This window comes from Bacillus pseudomycoides DSM 12442 (genome assembly GCF_000161455.1).
In the GTDB taxonomy this organism is placed as follows: Bacteria; Bacillota; Bacilli; order Bacillales; family Bacillaceae_G; genus Bacillus_A; species Bacillus_A pseudomycoides.
On sequence record NZ_CM000745.1, the window covers coordinates 4,902,066 to 4,902,979 of the forward strand.

The following is a 914-nucleotide window of genomic DNA, read 5'->3' on the forward strand; positions in this document are numbered from 1 at the left end:
CTCTGAAGGTGAACTTTCTTCCACTTCACTCTCTGTAAATAGATTTTCTTCCATCCCGATCTCTGAAGGTGAACTTTCTTCCACTTCCAGCTCCGAGATTATTTTATGCTCAGAAAAAATTTTATCTATCATTTTATTACTAATCCATGGCTTATTCATCGTCAATCACTTCCTAACTGATGAATTGAAAGACTTATTTATTTTTTAAACACATAATCGTTTCAACATTATATATGTTTTATAATAAAAAAAAAGACATCAACTTTTATTATAAAAAAAGACGATGTCTGTCTATTTTTTAAACTTGTACTTGCTGTACTTGTAAGATGTTCAAAGTAAGATCTAGTACGATTGTTTTACGAAGTTCGCTACATGACTTGTTCAAGTTTGTTAAACATGGTGAAAAATCAAACTCATAAAAATTAGCTCTGACTAATTCACAATACGGTTGTTTATTGTAAAAAACTAAATTTCCAAAAGAATTTGTATCTAACCGGGGTAAATAGACACCCTTAGGATTAATCAAGTGGGATGTAGTATCTAAAAAAGCTACCAATAAAGGCTGTGTTATAAAATCACCTGCTGTCAAATCTAGGAATCTAGAAAACGAGATATTAACAATCCGACTATACAATAATCCATTATACTGATCGGCAACATATTCAATGTTATTTCGAATATAGCCCTCTACAAATAATTTTGCTCTTGTGACTCGGCGATAATTGGTACCTGGTACCGACGTAAACGCTACAGGAACTAACTTACAGTGTGTTAAAAATACATTTTTCAACACACGTTTAATTTCGATTGCCAAAGGATCCAATGAAATATTTGCTTCTACAACAACTTGAATTGTTCTCTCTGCTAATACAACCGGGATTTTTACAATTGATGTTGTCGGTGAACTTTCTTCC

At 32.2% G+C, this 914-nt stretch carries 1 protein-coding gene; it reads right to left on the bottom strand.

The features are described from left to right. Window positions 1-298: 298 nt before the first annotated feature. On the bottom strand, window positions 299-914 hold a 616-nt coding region (locus BPMYX0001_RS24895; protein WP_033799337.1), incomplete at its 5' end, for a CsxC family protein.